We start from the raw sequence: 17,936 nt of genomic DNA, 5'->3' as shown, positions 1-17,936 counted from the left end.
ATCCGGGCCTGCGCACCATCTGAACTTCACCGATGAAAGCAGGAGAATCGTGTCCAGCCAGGTGACCGGCGCGGGAACATCGAACGACGGCGAATTCGGCGCCAACGAATGGCTCGTCGCCGAGATGTACGAGCAGTACACCAAGGACCGCAACTCCGTGGATCAGGCATGGTGGCCGATCCTCGAGTCCTACCGACCGGATGCCGAGGCCGCAGCACCCGCCGAGGCCGCCGCACCCGCCGAGGCCGCCGCACCCGCCGAGGCCGCCGCACCCGCCGAGGCCGCAGCGCCCGCTCCCGCCGCCACGCCCGCGCCGGCTGCAGCCCCTGCCCCGGAGTCGCATCCGGTCACCGCGCCGGTGCCGGTGATCGGCGCCTCTCCCGTGGCCCGCACGACCGCGCGGCCTGCCGCACCCCAGCCCGTGCCCGCGCAGGCACCCAAGTCGGCGCCGTCGCCGCAGGAGGCCGGTGAGGACGTCGTCACGACCCTCCGCGGCATGCCCAAGACCCTCGCCGCCAACATGGACGAGTCGCTGACCGTGCCCACCGCGACGAGCGTGCGCACGATCCCCGCGAAGCTCCTCATCGACAACCGCATCGTCATCAACAACCACATGTCGCGCACGCGCGGCGGCAAGGTGAGCTTCACCCATCTGATCGGGTGGGCGCTGATCCAGGCGCTCAAGGCGTTCCCGAGCCAGAACGTGTACTACGCCGAGGTCGACGGCAAGCCGTCCGTCGTCGCCCCCGCTCACGTGAACCTGGGCATCGCGATCGACCTGCCCAAGCCCGACGGCACGCGGGCTCTCATGGTCCCGAGCATCAAGCAGGCCGAGTCGCTGACGTTCCAGGAGTACCTGCAGTCCTACGAGGACCTCGTCCGCCGGGCCCGGGGCGGCAAGCTCACCGCCGCCGACTTCCAGGGCACCACGGTGTCGCTCACGAACCCCGGCGGCATCGGCACGGTGCACTCGGTTCCGCGACTCATGAAGGGCCAGGGGTGCATCGTCGGCGCCGGCGCGCTGGAGTATCCCGCAGAGTTCCAGGGATCGAGCGAGAAGACGCTCGTCGAGCTCGGTATCGGCAAGACCATCACCCTCACGAGCACGTACGACCACCGCGTGATCCAGGGAGCCGGGTCGGGCGAGTTCCTCAAGATCGTGCACGAGCTGCTCATCGGCCAGCGGGGCTTCTACGAAGGCATCTTCGCGGCGCTCCGCATTCCCTACGCCCCCATCCACTGGGCGGGCGACATCAACGTCGACATCGCCGAGCGCGTCGACAAGACGGCGCGCGTGCAGGAGCTCATCAACTCGTTCCGCGTGCGCGGTCACCTCATGGCCGACATCGATCCGCTGGAGTACGTGCAGCGCACGCACCCCGACCTCGAGATCGAGTCGCACGGCCTCACCTTCTGGGACCTCGACCGCGAGTTCGTCACCGGCGGATTCGGCGGGCGACGCACCATGAAGCTGCGCGAGATCCTCGGCGTGCTGCGCGATTCGTACTGCCGCACGATCGGCATCGAGTACATGCACATCCAGGACCCGGCTCAGCGCAAGTGGTTCCAGGACAACGTCGAGGTCAAGTACCAGAAGCCCGGTCACGACGAGCAGCTGCGAATTCTCGACAAGCTCAACCAGGCCGAGGCGTTCGAGACGTTCCTGCAGACGAAGTACGTCGGCCAGAAGCGGTTCAGCCTCGAAGGCGGAGAGTCGCTCATCCCCCTCCTCGACGAGATCCTGCAGGGCGCGGCGGGCGCCGGCCTCGACGGCGCCGCCATCGGCATGGCGCACCGCGGCCGCCTCAACGTCCTCACCAACATCGCCGGCAAGACCTACGGGCAGGTGTTCCGCGAGTTCGAAGGCTCCGTCGCGATCGGCTCCAAGAGCGGGTCGGGCGACGTGAAGTACCACCTCGGCACCGAGGGGACGTTCGTGTCGGATGCCGATGAGGAACTCCCCGTGTACCTCGCCGCCAACCCGTCGCACCTGGAGACGGTCGACGGCGTGCTGGAGGGCATCGTCCGCGCCAAGCAGGACCGGATGCCGATCGGCTCGTTCTCGTGGCTGCCGATCCTCGTCCACGGTGACGCCGCCTTCGCGGGCCAGGGCGTCGTGGTCGAGACCCTGCAGATGTCGCAGCTGCGCGGCTACCGCACGGGAGGCACCGTCCACGTGGTGGTCAACAACCAGGTCGGCTTCACGACGCTCCCCCAGGATGCGCGGTCGTCGGTCTACGCGACGGACGTGGCCAAGAGCATCCAGGCCCCCGTCTTCCACGTCAACGGCGATGACCCCGAGGCCGTCGTCCGCGTCGCCGAGCTGGCCTTCCGCTACCGCGAGGAGTTCCACCGCGACGTCGTCGTCGACCTCGTCTGCTACCGCCGCCGCGGTCACAACGAGGGCGACGACCCGTCGATGACGCAGCCCCTCATGACCAACCTCATCGAGGCGAAGCGCTCCGTGCGCCGCCTCTACACGGAATCGCTGGTCGGACGCGGCGACATCACCGAGGAGGAGTACGAGAAGGCCAAGCAGGACTTCCAGAACCGCCTCGAGATCGCATTCGCCGAGACGCATGCCGCGGCCACCGGTTCCACCGGCATCGTGACGCCGAGCGGCTCGGTCGACGTCGCGGTCGGCGAGCCCGACACGACGGGCGTCGCACGCGAGGTCGTCCACCAGATCGGCGACGCGTTCGTGAACCGCCCGGAGGGCTTCACGGTGCACGCGAAGCTCCAGCAGCTGCTCGACAAGCGCAACGACATGAGCCGCAACGGCGGCATCGACTGGGCGTTCGGCGAGCTCTTGGCCTTCGGTTCGGTGCTCATGGAGGGCACCAACGTGCGCCTGGCGGGGCAGGATGCCCGCCGCGGCACGTTCGTGCAGCGTCACGCCGTCATGCACGACCGCGTGAACGGTCAGGAGTGGCTGCCGCTGGCGAACCTCGGTGACGGGCAGGGCCGCTTCTACGTCTACGACTCGCTGCTGAGCGAATACGCGGCCATGGCGTTCGAGTACGGCTACTCCGTGGAGCGCGCCGACACGCTGACCCTGTGGGAAGCACAGTTCGGCGACTTCGCCAACGGCGCCCAGTCGGTCATCGACGAGTACATCTCGGCCGCCGAGCAGAAGTGGAGCCAGCAGTCGAGCGTGGTCCTGCTCCTGCCGCACGGCTACGAGGGTCAGGGCCCCGACCACTCGTCCGCGCGTATCGAGCGCTACCTGCAGCTGTGCGCCCAGGACAACATGACGGTGGCGCGCCCCTCGACGCCCGCGTCGTACTTCCACCTGCTCCGTCGGCAGGCCTACGCCCGCCCGCGTCGCCCCCTGATCGTCTTCACCCCGAAGGCCATGCTGCGTCTGCGCGGTGCCACGAGCCCCGTGGATGCCTTCACGCAGGGACGCTTCGAGCCGGTGCTCGACGACGACCGCGGGATCGACAAGAGCGCGGTGCGGCGCGTGCTGCTGCACTCCGGCAAGATCCACTGGGATCTCAAGGCCGAGCTCGAGAAGAAGCCGAACCCCGAGATCGCCCTCGTGCGCCTGGAGCAGTACTACCCGGCACCTGTCGACGAGCTCAACGCGATCCTCGACGGCTATCCCGACGCCGAACTGGTGTGGGTGCAGGACGAGCCCGAGAACCAGGGCGCGTGGCCCTTCATCGCTCTCGAGGTCGTGAAGAACCTGCGGGGCCGCACGGTGCGCCGCATCTCGCGCGCCGCGGCCGCTTCGACGGCGACCGGTTCGCCGAAGGTCCACGCCGTGGAGCAGTCGACGATCCTCGAATCGGCGCTCACGCTCTAGCGCGACGTCCGCGGCGAGCGACGGTCACGACGACCGCCGCCGCCGCGAGCGCGAGCGCGGGCGCCAGTGAGGCCCACGCGAGCGCCAGCATGCCCGCGCACAGCACCGCAGCGACGACCGCCATCCACCACCCCGGCGAACGCCGCGGCAGCAGCCGCACGGCGGCGACCATGCCGAGCGCGTAGATCGAGACCATGCTGCTCGTGTGAACGAGGATGAACGGGGTGAGCACCATGCCGTTCACGAGCATGAGCGAGAAGTAGACGGCGGCGACGGTCGCGGTGAGGGCGAGCGCGCGGCGCGGGATGCCGCCGTGTTCGACCCCTCGGGAGAACCACCGCGGAAGGTCGCCGTTGTCGGCCAGTGAGGCGCCCAGCTTCGCGAAGGCCGCGAGGTAGGCGTTGAGCACGCCGAGCGCGACGATCGCCGCGATGATGCCGACGGCGATCGGCCCCAGGCGCGGCGACCCCAGCCGTGCGAGGTCGAGGAGCGGCACCTGCCCCTCGCCCGCGCTCGCCCCGAGTGCGCCGACGGTCACGACCTGCAGCACGAGGTAGCACGCGCCCGTGACGACCACGGCGATGCCGGTGGCCCACGGGATGTCCCGCGCGGGGCGCCGGAACTCCCCCGAGATGTGGGTGCCGACCTCCCAGCCCGCGAACGCCCAGACGAACAGGCTCACCGCCGTCCCGACCCCCGCCCAGCCGTACGGGAGGAATGGCTGGAAGTTCGAGGCCTCCACCGACGGCGCCCCCAGTCCGACGACGAAGACGACCACGGCGAGCAGGAGGGCGGTGAGCACGAACTGGGCGCCGCCGGCGACCCGCACGCCGAGCGCGTTGAGCGCGAACGGCGGGAGGAAGACGAGGGCGGCCAGGAGCGGCACGAACGCGCGATCGACGCCGAGGGCGGCGACGACGTACTCGGCGCCCAGCGCGGCGACCACCGGCGCCCCGGCGCACACCCCGAAGAGGAACCAGTAGCCCGTCATGCGGGCTGCGGTGCCCCCGAGCGCCTTCCGCACGTAGCTCGCGACTCCTCCGGGGTCGGGGTAGAGCGCCGCGAGGACGGCGAACGTGCCCGCCAGCGGCACGGAGAGACCGAGGACGGCCACGACGGCCAGGATGCTCGCGGGACCCGCCACGCTCGCCGTGAGGCCGGGCAGCACGAGCAGACCCGTGCCGAGGACGGATGCCACGTAGAGCGCGGTTCCCTGCACGAGTCCGATCCCGCCGTGGCGGGCGGGCGTGTCGATGGCGAGGGAGCGGCCGGTCATGACACCATCCTGTCCAGCACCCCCGACGCTCGGCTCGCGGAAAACGGTCGTCTCGGTGCGGAATCCTGCCAGCACCCGACCGCGACGCACCCGAGAGAACAGGTACGGCGATGGACGTCGCACTGCTCGTCAACCCCGCAGCGCGCGCCGGCGCGCACACCGTCGTCGTGGACGAGGTGTCCGCCCGCCTCCGAGGCCACGGCATCCGGGTCGCGGTGATCTCCGGCGGGAGCGCCGCCGATTCGTCCTCGCTGCTGCGGGCCGCACTCGACGTCGGGACGGATGCCGTGCTCGTCGCGGGCGGAGACGGAACGGTGAACCTCGCGATCCAGGAGCTCGCCGGCACCAACACTCCCCTGGGGATCGTCCCGGTCGGCACGGGCAACGACTTCGCCGCCGCCCTCGGACTGCGTGAGCTGCGAGCGGAGGCGACCGCCGCCGCCGTCATCGCGGGTCGCACCCGGCGGGTCGACCTCGCCCGCGCGACACGGGCGGACGACTCCTCGCGGCTGTACGCGACCGTGCTGGCGGCCGGCTTCGATTCGAAGGTGAACGACCGCGCCAACGGTATGACGTGGCCCCGAGGGCACTCCCGCTACGACATCGCCGTCCTCATCGAGTTCCTGCGGCTGCGCGACCTCCCGTTCCGTGTGGAACTGGAGGGCGCCGACGGCGACGTGGAGGTGCTCGACGGACCGCTCGTCCTGGCATCCGTCGGTAACGGTCCGACCTACGGCGGCGGCATCCGCATCTGCCCCGAGGCGACGCTCGACGACGGCCTGCTCGACATCACTCTCGTTCGTCCTGCCGGCCGTCTGCGGCTGCTGCGCCTCCTTCCGCGCGTCTACCGCGGCACCCACGCGTCGTCGCCCGACGTCGTGATGCGTCGGGCCCGCTCGGTGCGCCTGGACGCACCGGCGCTGACCGCCTACGCGGACGGCGATCCCCTGGGCGCTCTGCCCGTGCGGGTGGATGCCGTTCCCGGCGCGCTCACCGTGTTCACCGCGTGAGGCCGGCCCTCAGGAGACGGAACCCGTGGACAGGGAAGTGGGGAGTTCTCCCCATGGCGGCCTGCGGCCCCGTCCCTAGGATGGAAACGACCGGGGAGGTGCACTCATGGCTGGAGACGGCGTCGACATTCCGCTCGACTCGATGGCGGAGCTGAGCGAGGCGCTCGGCGCGATCATCGCCGAGTATCAGAACGCGTCTTCGCAGACGAACACGCTGACCGAGGCGATCTCGCGGCCGCAGGGACGCGGTTCGCTGCAGTCCGCCGCCGAGGACTTCGAGGCGAAGTGGGACGACAAGCGCGAGACGCAGCGTCGCCACCTCGAGGAGATGAAGAAGCGGCTCGACGAGGCCCGGGACAACTGGGCCGAAGCTGACGCCGAACTCGCCCGCAGCATGGAGGCATCCGAGTAATGGGACACGACGGCTACTGGTACCAGCGCGAGAACATGCCGAACACCGCCGGCGGGCGCGATATCGAGCAGATCGTGGGCGAGCCCTCCCGCATCCGCAGCCGCGGCGAGAACATCGTCGAGCAGGGCGAGATGATGCGCTCCGCGGCCCGCACGCTGGAGATGTTCGCCGACGGGACGATCGGCAGCGGCGAGTCGTTCGAGGCGGTCCGCGAACAGGCCAAGGAGGTCTACGCCGATCTCCGGACGGCCGGAGAGCGCTACCTGCCGAGCGGACGCGCCCTGGTCCGCTATGCGGGCGCCCTCGAGACGGTCCAGTCGGAGACCGACGGGCTCGTGACCCGTGCCGCCTCGGCCTGGGAGCGCGTCAACGACACCTCGCGTGCCCTCTCGGCGGCCGAAGGCGACCAGCAGCAGTGGGACTTCAACGACGACCACGAGGTCGAGCAGTCCGGGAGCCGTCCCAGCAGCGCCGCCGAGCAGTCCTCGTTCGACTCCGCTCTCCAGACGTTCGAGACGTACCGCGCGCAGTACGACGCGCCCGTCGCCCGCTGGGAAGCGGTGTACGACTCGACGCTGTCCAGCCTGCAGGGCGCGAACGAGGACGGCGTGTCCGACGGATTCTGGGACGACGCGATGCCGTTCGTCGAGGGTCTGCTCACCGTGCTCATGTGGGTGGGTGTCGCGCTCATCATCGTGGCTTTCGTCGTCACCGGCCCGCTCGCCGCCATCGCCGCAGCCCTTGCTGTGATCGTCGGCGTGATCTCCCTGCTCGGCGAGATCGCACGACTGTCCACTGGCCGCGGGAGCTGGCAGGAAGTGGCGCTCTCCGCCGTCGCGATCCTCCCCTTCGGCAAGCTCGCCGGGCTCGGCAGACTCGGCTCGTTCGCCTCCGCCGGGGCGCGCTTCCCCCGCCTGTCGGGAACGGTCCGCCTCTTCGGTTCGGAGTTCGTCGATGCGCGCAATGCGTTCCGCGCCCTGGACTCGGTGCTCGCGAACCGGATGCCGCAGCTGTTCGTGCGCGGCACGCCACACGGCCTGAACACGCGCAACATGTTCCGCCTGTTCTACTCGCCGGTGATGGTCAAGGAGACCTTCGCCCTGACGGGGAGCTGGGGCAACGGCTGGCGCGCCCTGGCCGGGTTCGCTCCCGGGCGGATGCCGCAGACGCTCACCGAGGCGCTGGGCGGCGCGGCGCAGGTCTACGCGACCGTCATGCCGACCGTCGTCAGCGTGGCCAAGTCGTTCGACTGACCCGCCTAGAATCGGGATGCCGTCCCCTCCCCCCACGATCGGAGCACCGTGTCTTTGCGCGCTGAACTGGTCGAGCCGACCGCCGGGATGCCCGGCTTCGCGCTCGTCCTCCCCCTGGGCTGGGGGTCTTTCGATCCCGAGCCGGCCGCGCTGCGCGCCGTCGCGGAGCAGTCGCTGGAGCGGCTCGCCGCGGCTCAGCGGACCGCGCTGCGGCCCGTGCTCGACGAGGTGTTCGCCGCGGCGAACCGCGGCGTCGGCGACGCGATCCGCCTGTTCGCGCAGCAGGACGTGCCCGAGAGCGACTTCCTGCCGGTCTCGATCGTCGCGGCGCGCATGGACGCTCCCGGTGGGCGGAGCCTTGCCGAAGCCGGACGCCACCTCATGGCGACGCGCGGGGCCGCGCCCCTCGACGAGGGGGGAACGATCCTCCGCTGGACGCAGACCTCGACGGCCGGGTTCTCGGGGGGCGCCGCCGAGATCCTCACCATCAACTACCTGCTGCCCGCTCCCGACAGCGACCGCCGCGGACTGCTGTTCCAGGCCAGCATCCTCGCCTCCGCCGCAGGCACGACAGTCGACCCGACCGGCGTCGCGACGATGACCGCCCTCTGCGACGCGATCGTGGCCACCGTCCGCTGGAAGCGCGATGCCTGAGCTGTCCGTCGAAGCCGATCCTCGCCTGTGGTCGGTGGTGCCGCCGGAGTCCGAGGCGGAGCCGTGGCTGCGTTCGCTGTTGGACAGCCGGGCCGACGAGCAGCAGGCTCGCATCCTCCTGGCCGCCGACCTCGCCGTGACCGCCCGCGAAGCGGCGCCCGACTCGCTGGTGCTCCTGCTGTGCGAACCCGTGTCGGGTCTCTATGCGACGCTGGGCTTCCTCGTCACGGAGGCGCCGGCGTTCCGCGATGCCGCGCGCGCGGAGGAACTCGCCCTCACGCTGACCCCCTCACCGTGGCCGCCGACGACGACCCCGTTCACGGCCGGGGCGGTCTCGGGCTGGCGGGTCACGGTCTTGTTCTCCGACGAGGACGCCGCGTCCGACGAGCAGACCGCCGACGGGCAGAACCCCGACGCACAGACCGCCGACGGCGCCGACGCGTCGCCGGTCACGCCGCTCGGTTGGGTGCGCACGACCTACGTTCTCGACCTCGATGGCCGGCTCGTCGTGGGGCAGCTGTCGCCGTTGGCCCCCGAGGCGGGCGCCGTCGCCCTCGCGCTGACCGAGCGGCTCCTTCCGACACTCGAGATGGATCACCGTGACTGACTCCCCGATCGCCGCCCGCGCCGAGGCGGTGCGCGACGACCTCATCGCACCGGCGACGGCCAGCCGCGAACTGATCGAGTACTCCGTGCTGGGCGTCGCCGGGCTCGGGGAGGTGCGCGATCGCCTCGTGGCCGACTCCAACGCGGTGGCCGCGAGCGCACGCCGACGCGTGACCGAGCTGCTGACCGAACGCCACGGCGGACGTCGCCCCCAGCTCAGCGGGTGGCACTCCCTGCTCGTGTTCCTGCTGACCTTCGCATCTGCCGCACCCCTCGCACTTCTCGGCTCGCTCCGCCTCGGGGCCGACGGACTCGAGACGCCCGCGGCGATCGTCGCGCTGGCCGTCGGCATCCTGCAGGCGCTCGTGGCGCTCGCCGTCGTCGGCAAACCGGTGCCGCGCAGCACGCTCTTCCAGTCGCAGGTCTCGGCGGCGCTCGCCGTGGCCGGCGCGGTGTTCGGCGCATCCGTGACCTCGGGCAGCCTCCCGGTCCTGTTCCTCGCCGGCGCGGCGGGTTCGGTGATCGCGCTCGTCGCGTACCTCTTCGGTCGCCGCGACCGTGACGCGCGTCAGCGCATCGACGACGCGCTGGAGACGGCTTTCCTCGACGTCAGCGCCGAAGTGGCCGCCGAGCGTGCGCGTCTCCAGGAGGAACTGGCTCGCGAGCTCTCCGAACGGCGCGCCGATGTCGACGGCATCCGGGCGCTGCGTTCGGCATCGATCGCGCTACTGCGCCAGATGGGGAACCCTGCGGTCGACGACGACCCGGCGTCCCTGCCGGGCACCTACCTCATCGCGGGGCACACGAGCGCGTGGCTGCCGCCCACACACCGCGACCGCGGGGTCGCCTGACGGTCAGTGGTGAGTGGCCTGCTCGGCACGGAGTCGGCTCAGCACCTGGTCGCGCAGCTGCTCCGGCGCGGTCTCCTTGCAGGCGCGCGCGAGCACAGCCGTGAGGGTCGTCGCCACGAGGGCCTCCTCGCGGCAGGCCGGACAGTTCTCGAGATGCTCGCGGATGTCGGCGTGCTGGGTCTTGCACACCTCGTTGCGCAGGTACTCCTCGAGGTCTTTCCTCGCCTTGTCGCAGCCGCAGTCGCTCATTTCTTGCTCCTCGTGGCGGGCACATCGATGCCGCGCTCTTTCGCATAGTCGGCAAGGAGGTCACGCAGCATTCGCCTGCCACGGTGCAGACGGCTCATGACCGTGCCGATGGGGGTTTTCATGATGTCCGCGATCTCCTGATACGCGAAGCCTTCGACGTCGGCGAGGTAGACCGCGAGGCGGAAGTCCTCGGGGATCTGCTGCAGCGCGTCTTTCACCGCCGACGCCGGCATGTGGTCGATCGCCTCGGCCTCGGCCGAGCGTGTGCTCGTCGCCGTGGTCGACTCCGCACCGCCCAGCTGCCAGTCCTCGAGGTCGTCGATCGTGCCCTGGAACGGCTCACGCTGCTTCTTGCGGTACGTGTTGATGTACGTGTTGGTCAGGATGCGGTACAGCCACGCCTTGAGGTTCGTACCCTGCGTGAACGAAGCCCACGAGCCGAAGGCCTTGACGAAGGTCTCCTGCACGAGGTCGGCCGCGTCGGCGGGGTTGCGCGTCATCCGCATCGCGGCGGCGTACAGCTGGTCCATGAACGGGAGCGCCTGCTCCTCGAACTGGGCGCTGGGGTCCTGGGGGGCCTCGGGGGTCTGCGGATCGATCGCCGCCTCGTGTTCCATCAGGCGCCAGTCTACGTCGCCGAGCACGTCGAACACGGGGGGAAGGGTGGCGATCATGGCGCTCCTCACTGTGCTCTCACTCGGGTTCTGACGACGGTTCGTTAGGGTAGAACCCGATGACTGCGTCCGGGTATTCCCAGCTCTCCCCCAGCGACGGGGCCACGGCCCGGGTCGCCGCGTGGCCCGCGCCCACGACGGAGGCGCCCGTGCACGCGACGGTGACCGTCCCGGGCTCCAAATCCCTCACCAATCGCAAGCTGGTGCTGGCCGCTCTCGCCGACGGGCCGAGCACCCTCGCCGCTCCCCTGCACTCGGACGATTCCGCCCGCATGATCGAGGCGCTCCGCACGCTCGGCGTGGAGATCGAGGAGCTTCCTCCCACCGGGCCCTACGGTCCCGACCTGCACATCACGCCTCCCGCCGCTTTCCGCGGCGACGTGGTGATCGACTGTGGACAGGCGGGCACCGTGATGCGCTTCATCGCGCCGCTGGCAGGTCTCGCGCACGGTGATGTGACGATCACGGCGCACGAGAGCGCCCTGCACCGCCCCATGGGCGTCATGATCAAGGCGCTGCGAGAACTGGGCGTCGACATCGACGACGGCGGCAATTGGGCACTGCCGTTCACCATCAAGGGCCGCGGGCACATCCGCGGCGGCGAAGTCACGATCGACGCGAGCACGTCGAGCCAATTCGTCTCGGGCCTGCTGCTGGCCGCCCCACGCTACGACGTCGGCCTGCACCTCCTCCACTCCGGTGCCCGGCTTCCGAGCGTGCCGCACATCGACATGACCGTCGAGGCCCTCGCCCGGCGCGGTGTGCACGTCGAGCACGAGAACCCGCACGAGTGGCTCGTACCCGCAGGGGCCCCGCGCGGCCGGGATGCCGTGGTCGAGCCCGATCTGTCGAACGCGGCCCCGTTCCTGGCCGCCGCCATCCTCACCGGCGGCGCCGTCACGATCCCGGGCTGGCCCGCCACGTCCACCCAGCCGGGCGCGCTCCTCACCGAGATCCTCACGCTCATGGGCGCGCGCGCGTCGCGCCGCGGCGGTGCGCTCACGGTGTCCGCGGGCGACCGCATCGCCGGCGTCGACCTCGACCTCACCGCCGCGAGCGAGCTCACGCCGACGCTGTTCGCGCTCGCCGCTTTCGCCGACGCTCCGTCGACCCTGCACGGCATCGGCCACATCCGCGGGCACGAGACCGACCGCATCGCTGCTCTGGTCTCCAACCTGCGGGCGATCGGCGGCGACGCGGAGGAGCTGGCGGACGGCATCCGCATCACCCCTGCTCCCTTGCACGGCGGCCTGTGGAAGGCCCACCACGACCACCGGATCGCGACTGCCGGCGCCATCATCGGCTTGCGCGTCCCGGGCGTCGAGGTCGACGACATCGGCACCACCGCGAAGACGATGCCCGAGTTCCCGCAGCTGTGGCACGCCATGCTGCAGGCAGACGGCGTCTCGTGAGCGGTCGGGTCGCCCGATGAGCTGGCTGGACGACATCGACGACGATGAGTCCGACTTCGACGAGTCGTCCATCCGCGTGCGACCCAACCCGAAGGCCAACCGGCCGCGCACCAAGCGGCGACCCGCGCACGCCGACGCGCAGATCGCCCGGGTGCTGGGCGTCGACCGTGGACGGTACACCGTCCTGGTCGACGAGGACGGTCCGACCGAGCACACCGTGTCTGCGACGCGTGCCCGAGAACTGCGCAAACAGCCGATCGTGACCGGCGACCGGGCACGCGTCGTCGGCGACGTGACCGGCGACGAGGGAACGCTCGGCCGCATCGTGGGCATCGAGGAGCGCACCTCTCTTCTGCGCCGCAGCGCGGACGACACCGATCAGGTGGAGCGGGTGATCGTCGCCAACGCCGATCAGATGCTCGTCGTCGTCGCCGCCGCCGACCCTGAGCCGCGACCGCGACTCGTCGACCGGTATCTCATCGCCGCGCTGGATGCTGGCATCCGCCCCCTCCTCGTGGTCACCAAGACCGACCTCGCCGACCCGGCGGCCTTCCTCGGCCATTTCGAGGGGCTGGACGACCTCGAGGTGTTCACGAGCGGTCACGGTGACATGCCCGTCGAGCGGATCGGGGAACGCCTCGTCGGGCACTCCACGGTCTTCGTCGGACATTCGGGCGTAGGCAAGTCGACGCTGGTCAACGCGCTCGTGCCCGACGCGGCCCGGGCGACGGGCCACGTCAACGAGGTGACCGGCCGCGGCCGCCACACCTCCAGCTCGACGGTGTCGCTGCGCTACGTCGGCTCGGACGGCAAGGGCTGGGTCATCGATACGCCGGGAGTGCGCTCGTTCGGTCTGGGTCACGTCGACCCCGCCAACATCTTGAAGGCGTTCACCGACCTCGCCGCGATCGCGGAGGAGTGTCCACGCGGGTGCACGCACCTGCCGGACGCCCCCGACTGCGCGATCGTCGAGGCCGTCACCGAAGGGCGACTCGGGGAACGGGGCGCCGCGCGTCTGGACTCCCTGCAACGCCTGCTCGCCACTTTCGCCTGAGTAGGCTGGGGGGCATGACGCGCCTCGACATCGGCTCCCCCGCTCCCGCCTTCACGCTCGTCGACCAGGACGAGCGGACGGTGTCGCTCAGCGACTACCGCGGCGGCCGAGTGATCTTGTTCTTCTACCCGGCGGCGATGACTCCGGGTTGCACGACCGAGGCCTGCGACTTCCGCGACAGCCTCGCGCCGTTGCAGGCCGCCGGGTACACCGTCTTGGGCATCTCGCGTGACGAGCCCGCGACGCTGCGCGAGTTCCGCACTCGCGATGCACTTCCGTACGACCTGCTCAGCGATCCCGACCACAGCGTGCACGACGCCTACGGCGCGTGGGGCGAGAAGACCAACTACGGCAAGACGGTCGAGGGCGTTATCCGCTCGACGTTCGTGATCGGCCCCGACGGCGACATCGAGCACGCGCTCTACAACGTGAAGGCCACGGGTCACGTGGCCCGCATCCGCTCACTCCTCGACGTCTGACCCTGCCGCTTCGGCCGCCCGCAGCCGGCGACCCGCTGCACGTGCGCTCGCGACGAGCGCCGCGAGCACGGCGATCGCAGGGGCGGCGACAGCGAGGGCGAAGGCGGGTTGCGGGTTCTCCCCCGACAGCGCGCCCACGGCGACGGCGAGAGCCAGGAGCTGGGCGACGATGCCGCCGCTGCGTCCCCACGAGCCGCCGCGCCACACCGCTGCACCGAACGCCACGAGGGCCACGGCACCGATCGCGGTGAGGACGATGAGAGCCGTCGAGCTGCTCACGGAGTCGGTGTCGCCCGTGACGAGCGCGACGACCTCCCACCCCGCGAGCACGAACAGCGCGAGGCCCTCGAGCACGAGCGCTACCGCGGCGAACCGCTCCACAGGGGTGGTGGACATGTTCCCGCGACTCCTCGGAAGTGTCAGTGTCCCGCCGCGTCACGGCATCCGTCTTGGAGGCTACGCACAGCAAACTGGTCTGGAAATGCCATGTTCACCCTTGATTCACCTGCCGACGCATGGGACGATTGATGAAGCGTGTGCTCCCACAGCGCAGTGGGGCGAGCAAGAGCTCGCACACTTCCAGGGTAATCGACGTCGACCCGGCGAACGACCCACCCGAACTTCATCCCGCATCAAGGAGCACCACACCATGGATTGGCGCGACAAAGCCGCCTGCCTGACCGTCGACCCGGAACTCTTCTTCCCCGTCGGCAACACCGGCCCCGCCGTCGACCAGATCGAGAAGGCGAAGACCGTCTGCGCTCGATGCACGGTCACCGAGATCTGCTTGCAGTACGCCCTCGAGTCCGGTCAGGACTCGGGTGTCTGGGGCGGGCTCTCCGAAGACGAGCGCCGCGCTCTGAAGCGACGCGCTGCTCGTGCCCGCCGCGCCTCCTGACGTCGACTGAGCCTCCCGCGGATGCCATCGGCATCCCGCGCGGAGGCTCAGTTCGTGTCGTGAGCCATTCGCTGGGTGTCGCTCGCGGGATCTCGCTGGCGTTTCCTCGCTGGCGTTTCCTCGCTCGCTACCGCTCAGAGGCGCATGATCGTCGACATCGGCAGACGCCACATCCGCGCCACCGGCGCGATGTTGCCGACCGCGGCGGCGAGTGCGCCGACGCCGAGTCCGAGCACGGCGGCATCGGCGGGGTAACTCGACGCTGCCGTGTCGGGGAGCGTCGCCATCGCCGACACCATGGCCGGATGCGCGAGCACCGAGACGGCGACGGCGGCGATAGCGGCCACCCCCGCGACGACCTGCGACTCGATCACCATCGCCCATGCGAGGGCCGAACGCGGCATGCCGAGGGCGCGTCGTAGCGAGAGCTCCCACGCGCGTTCGCGTGACCGGGACAGGCCGATGTTCAGGATGCCGACGGTCAGCGACAGCACGCTGAAGATCCCGACCACGATGAACGAGATGGTCGTCGCGGCGAGCTCGGCGGCGAGTTCGGCCAGCGTGTCTGTGCGCTCGACGCGATCGACGAGCGTCGTCTCTGCGATGCTCTCGATGCCGGTGAGCACGTCGCGAGCGGTGCCGGCCTCGAGCTCCGGATGGGAGACCGTGAGGAGAGACTCGCGATCCGTGTGGAGCGCCGCCGTGTCGGCGTGTTGATCCAGCCGAAGGTAGACGCACGGGTCGCGGGAACCGTCGTCGACGATCCCGCGGATCACGATGGGCTCACCGGCATCCGTGTGGATGACGGTACCCACGCCGACGTCGAGGACGGATGCCGCGCGATTGATCACCCCCGTCGACACGAGCGACTCGGTGTCGTCCAGCCACGCGCCGTCGATCACCGGCCATCGACGCACGGTCTGCAGGTCGCGCGAGGTCAGCACGACCTGCGCTTCGAGCATCTGGCGCGGCTCGGCGATGACCAGGGCGGGTGTGCGAACGACGGGCGCCACGGCAGCACGGTCGGGCATCCGTCTCTCGAGTTGGGTGGCCAGACGAATCACGTCTTCCGGGGTCGCCGGGGCGCGCAGGTAGGCGGAGATCGTCACCCGGTGGCCGCGTTCGAGCGTGGATTGATGCTCGATCGTCCGCGCCATTGTGGTCGACGCTCCGGCCACGGTGACGATGCCGACGAGGCCCAGGAGGAGCGTGGCGACCGTGAGGAGGTGACCGCGGAGGTGACCGCGAAGCAGCTGTCCGGCCAGCCGCAGAGTCTTCACGTGCTTTCCCCTCGGAGCCTCTGCGCCCTCCGACCCCGGGGGGCAGTGACGGTACGCAGGCGACCGTCGACGAGCTCTGTGACGGTGTCCATCTGTGCGGCCACGGCCGTGTCGTGCGTCACGACGAGCAGAGCGCAGTCGCGCTCCCGGGTGGCGTCGCGGAGCAGGCGCAACACCTCGGCGGCTGTCACTTCGTCGAGTGAGCCCGTGGGTTCGTCGGCGAGGAGGAGGTCGGGCTCGCAGGCGAGCGCCCGGGCGATGGCGACACGCTGCTGTTCGCCGCCGGAGAGCTGTCGCGGTCGGCGACGCCGCAGCGCTGCGAGGCCGAGTTCATCGAGGAGCTCGTCGGCCCTCCGCCGGCGTTGTCGTCTCGTCAGGGTGCCGGCGGCATCCATCGGCACCGTGACGTTCCCTGCGGCCGTGAGGTAGTCGATCAGCCGGAAGTTCTGAAAGACGAAACCGAGCCTTCGCGCGCGAAGTACCGCGCGATCCCGCTCCCCGAGGTCTTCGACTCGCTGCCCCCACAGCCATCGCTCCCCCTCGGTGAGCTCGTCGAGGAGTCCGAGTATCGACAGCAGCGTGCTCTTGCCGCTCCCGGATCGTCCGATCACGGCGAGCGATTCGCCTCGGGAGATCGTCAGGTTCGCGGCGTCGAGCACCGGCCGGCCGCCGACGACCTTGGTGCCCTGCACCAGACGGAGAACATCGGTCATTCGAGGAGGCTCGGGCTCGGGATCAGCACTTCGTCGCCCTCGCGCAGGCCGTCGACGATTTCCACGAGGTACCCGTTCGATCCGCCGAGGGTCACGTCGCGCTCGACGACCTCGTCGCCGTCCTTCACCGAGACTCGCGCGCGATCGACCGTTCCGGCGATCGCCTCCAACGGCAGCGACAGGACATCGTCATGCGTGGCGAGGGTGACGACGAGCTGCCCGCTCATGCCGGCGATGACACGCACCGTCTCGGGGACGGCACAGGCGAGGAACGAACTGCCCTCTTCTACGACGGACGGGTCGGTGGAACTCGGCACCGGGTCCACGAGGTCGCAGTCGAACGGGCCGGAGGAGCCGCGTACTTCGCCCGCCGCTCGTACCGGAGGGCCGCCCTTCGTCGACCCGCCAGCGGGCGCTGTCAGCCGCAGCAGGTGCTCGCCCGTGACCGAGGCTCGCAGGGCGAACCCGTCGTGCACCGCTTCGGCGAGAGGAAGCCCGGCGACCACCTCGGTTCCGGGTGCGACGAGAAGGGTCTCGATCCGAGCGCCGCCTCCGACGCGGATTTCGCGACCGGAGTCGAGCTGCATGAACAGTGCACCGTCGCGTTCGACGAGGATGCCGGTTGCCGGAGCCGTCACCTGGAAGGCCAGGCCCGCCACCACGGTCGCCGGCAGGGAGAGGACGGTGTCGAACGTGCGCCGCTCGACCGTCTCGGTCATGACCGTCGCCTCGGTCGGCTCGTCCTCTGCATACGGGGCGGGCGGCGGGGCCGTGCACGCGGCGAAGAGACCGCTCAGGAGCAGCGCGGCGACCGCGGCAAGGGCGCCGCCGCGGACGGGCTGGCGGGAGCTCTCCGGACCATGTGATCGGACGGTCATCGTGAGTCCACGTGGCAGCCCACGGCGAAGTCCTTCATCGAGCTCAAGTCGCCCTTTCGCGCACCCCCGAGCACCTCGAGCTCCCACATCCGGCCAGGATCCTCGTAATACAGGCGATGGAACTTGGAATCAAGAGCCGACTCCAGCATGTCAACCGCCGCGTCGAGCCTCTCGCGGTCGCCGCCTGCCTCGAGCGCCTGGGTCATCCAGACGCACTCCCAGTAGATGTACGCCTGAACCTCTCCCGATCCCACTTGGAACAGATCAGTCGTTTCAGGGTCAGTAACGATCTGAGACTCCAAGGGCGGACGGGGATTCACGCCCTCTGGGAACGGGAGGTCGGCGGGAAAGTTCTCCAGCGTCCGGTCATACTCGTCGCGCATCTCTTCGTACGACATGAAGCCCTCCTGGACCGGCGCGTCCGGGGTG

Annotated in this window: 19 protein-coding genes; 11 read left to right on the top strand and 8 right to left on the bottom strand. The window is 70.2% G+C overall.

Annotated elements, in window-relative coordinates; genetic code table 11:
* Window positions 1–49: 49 nt before the first annotated feature.
* Entirely contained in the window at window positions 50–3,808 is a 3,759-nt protein-coding gene (locus ACSQ18_RS03720; protein ID WP_436035818.1) for a multifunctional oxoglutarate decarboxylase/oxoglutarate dehydrogenase thiamine pyrophosphate-binding subunit/dihydrolipoyllysine-residue succinyltransferase subunit, read from the top strand.
* Here ACSQ18_RS03720 and ACSQ18_RS03715 read toward each other — a convergent pair.
* Window positions 3,798–5,084 carry an APC family permease gene (locus ACSQ18_RS03715; RefSeq protein WP_436035816.1) on the bottom strand — a complete coding sequence of 429 codons (1,287 nt, stop codon included), beginning with the start codon at window positions 5,082–5,084 and terminating at the stop codon, window positions 3,798–3,800. The two genes, ACSQ18_RS03720 and ACSQ18_RS03715, sit on opposite strands and share 11 nt — an antisense overlap.
* Before the next feature lie 110 nt (window positions 5,085–5,194).
* Between ACSQ18_RS03715 and ACSQ18_RS03710 the strand changes: the two genes are divergently transcribed.
* The 6 genes from ACSQ18_RS03710 (at window position 5,195) to ACSQ18_RS03685 (ending at window position 9,870) form a co-directional block, all read left to right on the top strand.
* Window positions 5,195–6,094, top strand: coding sequence for a diacylglycerol kinase (locus ACSQ18_RS03710; protein ID WP_436035814.1), 900 nt, complete (start codon window positions 5,195–5,197; stop codon window positions 6,092–6,094).
* A 106-nt stretch (window positions 6,095–6,200) separates the two neighbouring features.
* A complete protein-coding gene (locus ACSQ18_RS03705) occupies window positions 6,201–6,506 on the top strand; it encodes a hypothetical protein (protein WP_144807363.1) in 306 nt (101 codons plus the stop codon).
* Entirely contained in the window at window positions 6,506–7,759 is a 1,254-nt protein-coding gene (locus ACSQ18_RS03700; protein WP_436035813.1) for a hypothetical protein, read from the top strand. Before ACSQ18_RS03705 ends, ACSQ18_RS03700 begins: the two co-directional genes overlap by 1 nt.
* A 48-nt stretch (window positions 7,760–7,807) precedes the next feature.
* A complete protein-coding gene (locus ACSQ18_RS03695; RefSeq protein ID WP_436035812.1) occupies window positions 7,808–8,413 on the top strand; it encodes a hypothetical protein in 606 nt (201 codons plus the stop codon).
* Window positions 8,406–9,020, top strand: coding sequence for a hypothetical protein (locus ACSQ18_RS03690; RefSeq protein ID WP_436035811.1), 615 nt, complete (start codon window positions 8,406–8,408; stop codon window positions 9,018–9,020). The genes ACSQ18_RS03695 and ACSQ18_RS03690 overlap by 8 nt, the downstream gene beginning before the upstream one ends.
* A complete protein-coding gene (locus ACSQ18_RS03685) occupies window positions 9,013–9,870 on the top strand; it encodes a hypothetical protein (RefSeq protein WP_436035810.1) in 858 nt (285 codons plus the stop codon). The genes ACSQ18_RS03690 and ACSQ18_RS03685 overlap by 8 nt, the downstream gene beginning before the upstream one ends.
* A 3-nt stretch (window positions 9,871–9,873) precedes the next feature.
* Here the strand turns inward: ACSQ18_RS03685 and ACSQ18_RS03680 are convergent, their stop codons facing one another.
* Together ACSQ18_RS03680 and ACSQ18_RS03675 are read right to left on the bottom strand one after the other, a co-directional pair.
* On the bottom strand, window positions 9,874–10,119 hold the full coding sequence (locus tag ACSQ18_RS03680) for a zf-HC2 domain-containing protein (RefSeq protein WP_144807358.1): 246 nt from the start codon (window positions 10,117–10,119) through the stop codon (window positions 9,874–9,876).
* Complete coding sequence (locus ACSQ18_RS03675) at window positions 10,116–10,793, bottom strand: sigma-70 family RNA polymerase sigma factor (protein ID WP_301039505.1); 678 nt, start codon at window positions 10,791–10,793, stop codon at window positions 10,116–10,118. The genes ACSQ18_RS03680 and ACSQ18_RS03675 overlap by 4 nt, the downstream gene beginning before the upstream one ends.
* A gap of 59 nt (window positions 10,794–10,852) precedes the next feature.
* Between ACSQ18_RS03675 and aroA the strand changes: the two genes are divergently transcribed.
* Genes aroA through bcp form a run of 3 tightly spaced genes read left to right on the top strand, consistent with a single transcriptional unit; the run spans window position 10,853 to window position 13,738 of the window.
* Entirely contained in the window at window positions 10,853–12,205 is a 1,353-nt protein-coding gene (aroA, locus tag ACSQ18_RS03670) for a 3-phosphoshikimate 1-carboxyvinyltransferase (protein ID WP_436035807.1), read from the top strand.
* A 16-nt stretch (window positions 12,206–12,221) separates the two neighbouring features.
* Window positions 12,222–13,259 (top strand): ribosome small subunit-dependent GTPase A, encoded by a 1,038-nt coding sequence (gene rsgA / locus ACSQ18_RS03665; protein ID WP_436035805.1) that lies wholly within the window; start codon window positions 12,222–12,224, stop codon window positions 13,257–13,259.
* Window positions 13,260–13,273: 14 nt separating this feature from the next.
* Window positions 13,274–13,738 carry a thioredoxin-dependent thiol peroxidase gene (gene bcp / locus ACSQ18_RS03660; protein WP_436035804.1) on the top strand — a complete coding sequence of 155 codons (465 nt, stop codon included), beginning with the start codon at window positions 13,274–13,276 and terminating at the stop codon, window positions 13,736–13,738.
* Here bcp and ACSQ18_RS03655 read toward each other — a convergent pair.
* A complete protein-coding gene (locus ACSQ18_RS03655; RefSeq protein ID WP_436035802.1) occupies window positions 13,721–14,134 on the bottom strand; it encodes a histidine kinase in 414 nt (137 codons plus the stop codon). The two genes, bcp and ACSQ18_RS03655, sit on opposite strands and share 18 nt — an antisense overlap.
* A 253-nt stretch (window positions 14,135–14,387) precedes the next feature.
* Here ACSQ18_RS03655 and ACSQ18_RS03650 point away from each other — a divergent pair, with 253 nt between their 5' ends.
* Window positions 14,388–14,636, top strand: coding sequence for a WhiB family transcriptional regulator (locus tag ACSQ18_RS03650; protein ID WP_028496164.1), 249 nt, complete (start codon window positions 14,388–14,390; stop codon window positions 14,634–14,636).
* Between the two features lie 134 nt (window positions 14,637–14,770).
* Here the strand turns inward: ACSQ18_RS03650 and ACSQ18_RS03645 are convergent, their stop codons facing one another.
* From ACSQ18_RS03645 to ACSQ18_RS03630, 4 genes are read right to left on the bottom strand one after another with little or no spacing between them, the layout of a single operon-like run.
* Window positions 14,771–15,916: an ABC transporter permease gene (locus ACSQ18_RS03645; RefSeq protein ID WP_436035801.1), complete on the bottom strand. Its 1,146-nt coding sequence runs from the start codon at window positions 15,914–15,916 to the stop codon at window positions 14,771–14,773.
* Window positions 15,913–16,629, bottom strand: coding sequence for an ABC transporter ATP-binding protein (locus ACSQ18_RS03640; protein WP_436035800.1), 717 nt, complete (start codon window positions 16,627–16,629; stop codon window positions 15,913–15,915). Before ACSQ18_RS03640 ends, ACSQ18_RS03645 begins: the two co-directional genes overlap by 4 nt.
* On the bottom strand, window positions 16,626–17,507 hold the full coding sequence (locus tag ACSQ18_RS03635) for a hypothetical protein (RefSeq protein WP_436035798.1): 882 nt from the start codon (window positions 17,505–17,507) through the stop codon (window positions 16,626–16,628). Before ACSQ18_RS03635 ends, ACSQ18_RS03640 begins: the two co-directional genes overlap by 4 nt.
* On the bottom strand, window positions 17,504–17,905 hold the full coding sequence (locus ACSQ18_RS03630; RefSeq protein ID WP_436035796.1) for a hypothetical protein: 402 nt from the start codon (window positions 17,903–17,905) through the stop codon (window positions 17,504–17,506). Before ACSQ18_RS03630 ends, ACSQ18_RS03635 begins: the two co-directional genes overlap by 4 nt.
* Window positions 17,906–17,936 lie beyond the last annotated feature (31 nt).

It is taken from the genome of Microbacterium sp. LjRoot45 (genome assembly GCF_964253325.1).
GTDB lineage: Bacteria > Actinomycetota > Actinomycetes > Actinomycetales > Microbacteriaceae > Microbacterium.
This window is presented reverse-complemented; position numbering and strand designations above follow the sequence as displayed.